Origin of the sequence: Candidatus Magnetobacterium casense (assembly GCF_019173545.1) — a bacterium.
Classification (GTDB): domain Bacteria; phylum Nitrospirota; class Thermodesulfovibrionia; order Thermodesulfovibrionales; family Magnetobacteriaceae; genus Magnetobacterium; species Magnetobacterium cryptolimnobacter.
Map to the genome: position 1 here is coordinate 1 of NZ_JABXWD010000141.1, position 8,779 is coordinate 8,779.

5 protein-coding genes are annotated in these 8,779 nt (G+C 49.7%); 2 read left to right on the forward strand and 3 right to left on the reverse strand.

The window, feature by feature from the left end; translation table 11 throughout:
* Window positions 1-385: 385 nt before the first annotated feature.
* From ade to HWQ67_RS08945, 3 genes are all read right to left on the reverse strand, one after another.
* Entirely contained in the window at window positions 386-2,035 is a 1,650-nt protein-coding gene (gene ade / locus HWQ67_RS08935; RefSeq protein WP_218252340.1) for an adenine deaminase, read from the reverse strand.
* Window positions 2,025-3,638 carry a sensor domain-containing diguanylate cyclase gene (locus HWQ67_RS20215; RefSeq protein WP_218252341.1) on the reverse strand — a complete coding sequence of 538 codons (1,614 nt, stop codon included), beginning with the start codon at window positions 3,636-3,638 and terminating at the stop codon, window positions 2,025-2,027. Before HWQ67_RS20215 ends, ade begins: the two co-directional genes overlap by 11 nt.
* Window positions 3,639-3,757: 119 nt before the next feature.
* Window positions 3,758-3,985 (reverse strand): hypothetical protein, encoded by a 228-nt coding sequence (locus HWQ67_RS08945; RefSeq protein WP_218252342.1) that lies wholly within the window; start codon window positions 3,983-3,985, stop codon window positions 3,758-3,760.
* A 285-nt stretch (window positions 3,986-4,270) separates the two neighbouring features.
* Here HWQ67_RS08945 and HWQ67_RS08950 point away from each other — a divergent pair, with 285 nt between their 5' ends.
* Together HWQ67_RS08950 and mfd are read left to right on the forward strand one after the other, a co-directional pair.
* Window positions 4,271-5,146, forward strand: a complete 876-nt coding sequence (locus tag HWQ67_RS08950; RefSeq protein ID WP_218252343.1) for a hypothetical protein — start codon at window positions 4,271-4,273, stop codon at window positions 5,144-5,146.
* 100 nt (window positions 5,147-5,246) lie between these two features.
* Complete coding sequence (gene mfd, locus HWQ67_RS08955) at window positions 5,247-8,426, forward strand: transcription-repair coupling factor (protein ID WP_218252344.1); 3,180 nt, start codon at window positions 5,247-5,249, stop codon at window positions 8,424-8,426.
* Window positions 8,427-8,779: the final 353 nt, after the last annotated feature.

Here is an 8,779-nt window from a genome sequence, read left to right on the forward strand (position 1 = left end):
AAGAAATGACACACTTAGAAAACGGCTGTAATTGTCATTCCTGCGAAAGCAGGAATCCATGCCTTTTAAACGTGAAATAAAAATTACCCTGCTTTTTTGAGAGGATACAAAATGATTGTATCATTAACATTGAAACTGAAGATATGAGAGATGCACTTGGTTTGACACCAGGACTGACAAAAGATTATACCAAGCTAAATAAAGATGAGCCATGTATAACTGCCACTTCTATAGAATCTGGTGAAGCTCTCAACATCTGTCTTGCTTATAAGCTGCCAATATGTCCTCAAACAGATGCAAATGCACGCACGCTCTGTGAAGAAGACAAAAAGGAGTCAGCGCCCGCTGTATAACAGAGGGTAAACCCTTCCCCTCTATGTTGTACCTATACCACAAAGGGATCAGTAAACTCGAAGGAGTCAACGTCAAACAATCCCTTGTCGCCGAGCTTAAGTCGTGGCATCACAAGCAGCGACATAAACGATAGCGTCATAAACGGCGCCCTCAGCCTGGAGCCGAGTCCTTTTGCCAGGGCGTCTAACCTGGCATATGCCGCAGCTACCTCAATGCCACTCTGATCGCTCATAAGCCCTCCTATGGGCAGGGGCAACACTTCGCTGACACCGTCGTCAACGACGGCAAGCCCGCCCTTGTGTTCGATCACGAGGTTGACGGCCTGACAGAGTGCCTCGTCCGAAACGCCCACGGCAACGATGTTGTGTGAGTCATGCGCAACGCTGGAGGCCATGGCCCCCCGTATCAGACCGAATCCCTTGACAAACCCCACCGCCACAGGGGCCTCCCGATAACGGTTGACCACCACAAGTTTGAGGATGTCGCTGCCAACGTCAGAGACGACATTAGCGTCTTCTACGCCCGCCGCACCTGACACCATCACATCACCGTAGAACACCTCCGTAAGCAACTGACCATCAACGGCCTCTATGACCTTCAACCTGCCAGGACGATGCGGAAAAAAGAAGTCCCCGGGTTCTTTCCTGCCGGTGTTGAAGTTGTTGACAACCCTGACGACCCTCCGTGGGAGTATAGAGATACCACTCTCTGCAACAACCTCACCGTTGATGACCGTCTTTAACACATTGATGTCTTCGAGGTTATCGACTACCAGGAAATCGGCGGCATCGCCCACCTGGAGCAGTCCGACGTCGAGGTTGTAGTGCAGGACGGGGTTGACGCAGGCAGCCCTGAGGACGCTCATCTTGTCGTAACCGGCCCTGAGCAGACGCTTTACCATTGTGTTTATGTGCCCTTGCAGCAGATCGTCGGGGTGTTTGTCGTCGGAGCACAGCATGATATCGGCGTAGTGGTCGTTGATCAGCGGGGCGAGCGTGTCGAGGTTCCTGGCAGAAGACCCCTCGCGGATGATTACCTTCATGCCAAGTCGCAACTTGTTCAGGGCGCCTTCGAGGGTGGTACACTCATGGTCTGTGCTGATACCCGCCCGTATGTATTTTTCGCAGTCATCCCCCCTCAACCCGGGCGCATGACCATCGACTACCTTGCCGTACTTCCTGGCAAGACTCAGCTTGTACAGGACTACCGGATTGTCGTCCAGAACGCCGGGGTAGTTCATCATCTCACTGAGGTACTTTATGTGGTCTGTCCTGAGCAACTGTTCAATGTCGTCAACGTCGAGGGTTGCCCCGGAGGTCTCAAACGTCGTGGCAGGAACACAGGAGGGTGCACCAAAGAAAAACTTTAGCCCAACACCCATGCCGCTGTCCACCATATAGTCGATCCCAGCAAGGCCAAGCACATTGGCGATTTCGTGCGGATCGGACACCACCGCCACCGTCCCATGCACAACCGCCATATGGGCAAACTCCGCAGGCGTCAGCAGCGAACTCTCTATGTGTATGTGCGCATCTATGAATCCGGGGATGATAAAGCTATCGTAAACGCCGCCATCTCTGTCAATGTTGGATATCCTGCCCTCCAGTACCTCCAGCGTGGCGGCGTATACAACGCCGTTCTTTACGTCAACGACGTTACCACTGATGTATTCAACCGGCATTGTCTGTCACCTCGTGGGAATCAGGTTCAGACTTAATTACAATGTTTTTACCTGAACGCTTTGCCACATACAGCGCATTGTCCGCCTTTACGATAAGAGACCGGACGCTTTCGGCATCCCTTGGGCAATTGGCAACACCAACGCTGATGGTTACATTAAGCGATAGACTATCATCCGTGAACACGGCCCCTTGCACTTCTTCTCTTATTCGCTCTGCAATTATATAACCACGATCAATGTCCGTTGCAGAGAGCAAGACGGCAAACTCCTCTCCACCGTAACGAAACGGCATATCGTTATCCCTGATGGCGTTGCGTATGTATGCGGCCACGCCCTCTATCACCATGTCGCCCGCTACGTGTCCGTAGGTATCGTTGACCTTTTTGAAGTCGTCTATGTCTATCATCAACAGTGTGATGCCGTCAGAGTACAGCGACAGTTTACCAAATTCCCTTTCGATGATGTGTCTGAAGTGCCTCTGCGTATACAGGCCGGTTAGTTCATCGGTAATGGCGATGTTGTAGAGATAGGCATTTTCAAATGCCATCACAACGTGCTTGTTTATCGCTGCCACGATGCTCTGTATATCCGGGTTAAAAGTTCCGACAAACTTTTGGCAAACAAAAAGGGCATATATCCTGCCATTTTTTAAGACATTCATGTATATCTCTTTCCTGTCCTGAGACATCCTGAACTCGTTGAGTGTGGCGTCGTACCATTTGTTGATTAATCCGCTCAGTTGTTCGTTTTGCTGCAGGTTGACGCGAACGAGCCTATCCTTACCGATGTCTTTGGTGTATGCCCTGTATTGTCTATTCGGCCTGGGCATGATTATAATAACCATGTCTGCCTTGAACGTCTCACGGATTATATCTATTGAGATGACCTTTAATTCTTCCACGTCTATCGTCTTGCTGAGGCGCTCCATCAAGGAGTACAGAAGCGTGATCTCGTGATGTTGCTTGAGTATCTCAAATATGTACTTGTTTATCACCCTGGTCAATGACACGATTACTATTGCAAGACAAACCACGCCTAGTGCAAATATAATCGCTTCGACGCGCCTGATAATAGATTCCGTGTGTTTTATTGGAGCGTCTATGATGAGCTTGCCATTTATAGTATGCTCCTTTGCATGACAACCATAGCAGGGAGGCTCGTTGAGTATGACAGAGACGTTTCGTGACACCTTCTCTCCGTGCTTATTCCTGACGATACGTGTCTTTTGAGAGGGGGGGGTATCTTTACTTTTGTGGCAGATAATGCAGGAGCCTTCCTTGAAGCGGTCCAGGGTGATTCCCACCTTGGACCTGTCTGTTGAATAGACAATTAGTCCCTTGTCGTTGACGATAAATGCAGAGCTTATTGTATCCTTGTCGTTTGAGAGGGCATCAAAGATCGATTGCATGGCTTGCTGTTCATGGCTCATCATGAGGTGTTTCAGCATCATCAGCATGGTATCGCTTAAGGCATGGGTCATTTGCTCTGTGTTTTTGAGCATGGCCTTGGGCAGCAGGATAAAGACTGAGCCGGCAGCAATGAAACTGCACAACAAAAGGAGATACACGATTGCCACCAGCATCTTCTTTTTTAGCTGGTACACCCATCCGATGTTTTCTGAAATCAACTCTTTCCTGGAGTAATTATCACTCTGTTATGACTTTAAGTATCTACATTGTCGGTATGATAAAACGGCAACCTGCAAGGATTGTTTGTACCGCTTTACTCTGCGATGCCGGTCATCAGGGTAGCAATCCTGTTGGGGTCAAACCTTAGCATAGCCAGTATGGATTGTCGCGAATCATGCGTTATACTGTGCTTTATGGCCTCCGATGACTTTACTGCCTCAGCGTGCGTTTTTATCTTCGTCGTCGTTTTTTCATCGTCCACCCCAGCCGTACCGGCCTCAAGACATCCGACAGTTCCGCTTACACTGCTTTCATCTTTCATCTTTACCTCCATGTAAATTTAAAAACAACAGATGTAACATAACATAGTCCGATACAAAAGTCAATCGCAAAAACTTACTGTAAAAAATCCTGTGATGACATATATAGCACGTTTCAAAAAAGAAAGCAAGGGGCGGTTTGTGGCAGGGGTGCCCCACCCCCTCCGCTTCTTTGTCGCTCCAGGAGGGGGCAGCGATCCCTTGACCCCATAATGCTTAACCTTCTACCATCACAGAAATACTTACAGGAACAAACATTGGAGAGTCTCTGCAAAGTTAAAAGAGCGATGTTGACAACAATGCCCGGATGCCGGTATCATATAACCATGCACCAGAAGTACGATATAGCTTTAAAGGATATAATTAAGGATATCCCCCGGCAATTTCTCAAGATATTGACGGGATATGATTCTTGGCAGTTCATGGACGTCCAGTTCCCTGATATCCAGGCCAGACAACCTGACATAGTGATTAAGACATCTGATGGCACTATAATCCACATAGAAATACAATCAACAAACGATAGTACCATGTTGAAACGAATGTATCTCTATTCCGGCTTTATATACAACCAGTACGACGTATTACCAATCCAGATTGTTTTATATATTGGCAAAAAGCCGTTAAACATGCCAAGCAGCGTAGAGCTTGGAGGTATAAAATATGCCTACAGGTTGGTAGACATACACACTATTAACGGCAATCAATTAATTACAGGCGATAGCCCTGATGATTGCTTGTTGGCTATTCTGTGCAAAACCGATGACGTGGATGGCACGATAAAGAAGATACTTGACATATTTTACCCAATGCCCTACAAGGAAAGGAAAAATTATGTCATAAAATTACTGTATCTTTCCGAGTTGGTAAATTTGTATAAAAAAGTAAAAGCGGAGGTGATGAATATGCCTATAACCATCGACATAGAAGACAGCGAAATCTTTAGAGATGTATTCATGAAGGGTAATCTGGAAGGCGAACTCAAAGGCGAACTCAAAGGAATAGAAGGGATGCTTGATATCAAATATGGCTATGAGGGGCTTGGACTTATGGATATGGTCAGGACCATTGGTACGATAGACAAATTGGATGCATTCAGTAAGCTTATCAGGAAATCCACTTCTATTGCTGAACTGAGAGCGTATCTGAGTGATAAAGTTTGATCTTGCCTGGGGAGGGAGCCTTCTGAGACATCCATTTCAAGTGCGGTTGCCCCGGTATATATAGAACGATTACGTCAACCTATAGCAATTGCATATGAGTATGCACAGTGAACAAGAAGAGAAGGAATCAGTGGGATTGCAACCTCTTCTCTCGTTTGGTTCGCTTTTAGTAAGCCGCCTCTTTAACCTCAAGGGCAGCCTGTTGCCGCTGCTTCTTACGACGGTGCAGGAGCGCTACATCCTTGTGACCAAGAGCGAGGATGACTGCCTGCGAATCCTTGAAGACTTCATGTTCTACGCCGAAATAAACGGCGGCAATCCACTGATATACTTCCCCGATGCACAGGATGCCGCAAATGCCGGCAGACAGGTCGAAATAATCGTCAACGATCAACAAAACGCCTCCTTCATAACAACCCTCGATACGCTCATCAAACCAATAAACACCCCGGAAGCACTCCGCTCCCAGACGCTTGCCCTCAAAACAGGCAACGACACCTCCCGCGAGGACATCGTGGAGATACTGCACACCTGCTTTGGCTACCGGAGAGCTGCCCTGGTCGTTGAAAAGGGCGAGTTCAGTCTGCGCAACTACATCCTTGACCTCTACCCGCCATCCATGGAGATGGCCGTGAGGGTGGAGTTCTTTGGCGACGAAATAGAATCGATACGTCTGTTCTCACCCGATACCCAACGCACTGTCAAGGCAATCGATGAACTTGTCCTACTGCCCATACAGCAGACAGAGGGAGCAGCGTACCTCTTTGACATATTTAAGACAGAGCGCCTCTTCTTCATGGACGACATTGCCACTGAGTCGGCGGCCTTCACCATGAGCGTACAAGGAGGGGAGAGACCGCTGCCACAGACGGTCGTGTCAAAGACCCCCATCGTAGGTGAAGGCTCTGATGCCGGGGCAATCTCAATGGCCGGCATGGGCGTGCTCATCGAAGACAGACAGTCCATTGCCGCCTTGCCACAGACAATTGAGACAATCGCACAATCGCACCGTGTCATCATGGTGTGTTCCACGACGGCACAGGCGCAGAGGCTCAGTGACCTCTTTGCACAGTCTTCAGTACCGGTTGCCATCATCAATCACGAGGCAATCGGCTCCTTTACCGGCAGCGTCCTTATCACGGTGGGACAACTGACCGAAGGGCTGTTTATAGACGGTCTAATGGTGTTAACCGAACGGGAGTTGTTTGGCGAGGTATCCAGGCACCGCTCTGCACGTAGAGGCTCACTTACGGATATCGTGCGCAGGCTGGATGACCTTGACGTTGGGGATTTCGTGGTGCATCAGGAGCACGGCATTGGTGTCTTTGAGGGGTTGAAGAAGGAGACGGTTGAGGGGTTTGTCTCCGACATGCTGATCCTGGGGTACGCCGATGATGCAAGGCTCTACATTCCGGCCCAGAACATCGGGGTCATAAAGAAGTACTACGCCCACGAGGGCGCTCTGCCCAAGCTCGATAAACTTGGCGGTAAAACCTGGCAAAAGGCCAGAAAGAAGGTCAAAGGTAAGGTACAGGAGCTTGCCGCCAAACTCATCAGGCACTACGCACAGCGCGGCATCGTGGAGGCCGAGGCTCTCTGCGCTGATGGCCCCGTACACGCCGAGTTTGACGACTTCTTCCCATACGAACCCACCTCCGATCAACTTACCGCTATCGCTGACATAAAGAGCGACTTGGAGTCAACCAGGCCAATGGACAGACTCCTCTGTGGAGATGTCGGATACGGCAAGACGGAGGTGGCCATGCGGGCTGCTTTTAAGGCGGTCTATGACGGCAAACAGGTCGCAATCCTGGTGCCAACCACCATCCTGTGCGAGCAGCACTACCTGAACTTCAAGGAGCGGTTCTCACCGTTTTCGGCCAACATTGACTTCATAAGTCGATTCAAAACCCCGTCCAAGATAAACGAGACCCTCAAGCGACTTGCCAAAGGCGAAATAGACGTCATCATAGGAACCCAGGGGCTATTGAGAAAGGACCTCAAGGTGCCGGCCCTGGGGCTTTTCATCATAGACGAGGAGCACCGTTTCGGTGTTGCGCAAAAGGAACGTATCAAGGAAATGAAGCATGGCACCCACTGCCTCAGTCTCAGCGCCACCCCCATACCGCGAACGTTGCAGATGGCGCTATCGGGCATATGGACGATGAGCACGCTTGCAACCCCGCCCGAGGACAGACAGGCAGTACGCACCATTATATGTCAGTTCAATCAGGGCGTGCTCAAGGAGGCCATTCAGAGGGAACTTGACAGGAAGGGGCAGGTGTTTTTTGTCCACAATCGGATTGCCGATATCGAAAAGATAGCCGCCCAGGTAAAGTCGCTCGTGCCCCAGGCATCCATTGCCGTTGCCCACGGACAGATGAACGAACACCAGTTGGAGGACATCATGGTGCGGTTTATCAAGCGTGGCATAGATATCCTGGTATCGACCTCCATAATCGGCTCAGGGATAGACATCCCATCGGCAAACACGATCATCATCAACCGTGCCGATATGATTGGCCTTGCGGACCTGCACCAGTTGCGTGGGCGCGTGGGCAGGAGCGATGTCCGTGCCTATGCGTACATGTTCATCCCCGGGGAGGACTTGATTACGGAGGATGCAAAGAAGCGTCTTAGCGCCATGCAGGAGTTGAGTTATCTGGGTGCGGGGCTGAAGCTGGCCCTCAAGGACATGGAGATACGCGGGGCAGGAAATCTGCTTGGCGCACAGCAATCGGGGCATATATACGAAGTGGGGTTTGACACCTACATGGACATGCTCCAGGAGGAGATCGCACAGTTGCGCGGGATGCCCATAGAGCAAGGGACAGAGCCGGTAATAGACCTCAAGGTCGAGGCCGTCATCCCCGATGAGTACGTTGAGGACGTCACGTTGAGGTTAAACTTCTACAGGCGCATAGCCCTGTCAAAGACCGACGATGAGCTGTTTGCACTCCAGGATGAGATGACCGACAGGTTTGGCAGGTTGCCTCAGAGGCTCATCAACCTCTTTGACATCATGCGGGTGAGGCTCCTGTGCAAGAGGACGAAGGTGCTCTCTGTGTTACCCCAGAACGGGTCAGTTTTTGTTGCTTTTGCCCTGGAGGACGTCCCTCCACCGGAGTGGCTGTCTGACGTTGAGACCAGGAGCAGCCATAAGATACGCTACAATCAGAAGGGCTTTGAGGTCGTCATGGGACACGCAGACCCGCCGGACGTACTGGAGGGGCTGATTACACTGCTGAAGTCCCTGGATGGCAGAGAAAAAGGCGAATGAATTTCAGATTGAACACTTACTAACATTGCATCCCACCTTTACCAGTTGTGATTGCCTAAAAACTGTAACACACTGATAAATAAAGGTAATATTTTCTTGCGTCGGATACTTACGTCTAAGAATATGGGATAAATAATTATGGATATCCTTGACATATCGTAATAATGTATCTTCTTTATATCTCATGGTAGCACAAGAAAGAAAGGGGTGGCTCCGCTTATTTGTCGCTCCAGGAGGGGTCAGCGCATAGGTGTTAAGTTAAGCATGATACCTCCAGTACCTCCAAGTCTTTTAGTGTTAATTTCTTAGGTTTAGGCGTATTTGACGGTTCATCAATCAACTGTAATGTTGTT

What these genes read in the sequence shown, in the direction of transcription:
- mfd (WP_218252344.1), top strand. Translation starts at nt 5,247, where the DNA reads ATGCACAGTGAACAAGAAGAGAAGGAATCAGTGGGATTGCAACCTCTT.
- HWQ67_RS08945 (WP_218252342.1), bottom strand. Translation starts at nt 3,985, where the DNA reads ATGAAAGATGAAAGCAGTGTAAGCGGAACTGTCGGATGTCTTGAGGCC.
- HWQ67_RS08950 (WP_218252343.1), top strand. Translation starts at nt 4,271, where the DNA reads ATGTTGACAACAATGCCCGGATGCCGGTATCATATAACCATGCACCAG.
- ade (WP_218252340.1), bottom strand. Translation starts at nt 2,035, where the DNA reads ATGCCGGTTGAATACATCAGTGGTAACGTCGTTGACGTAAAGAACGGC.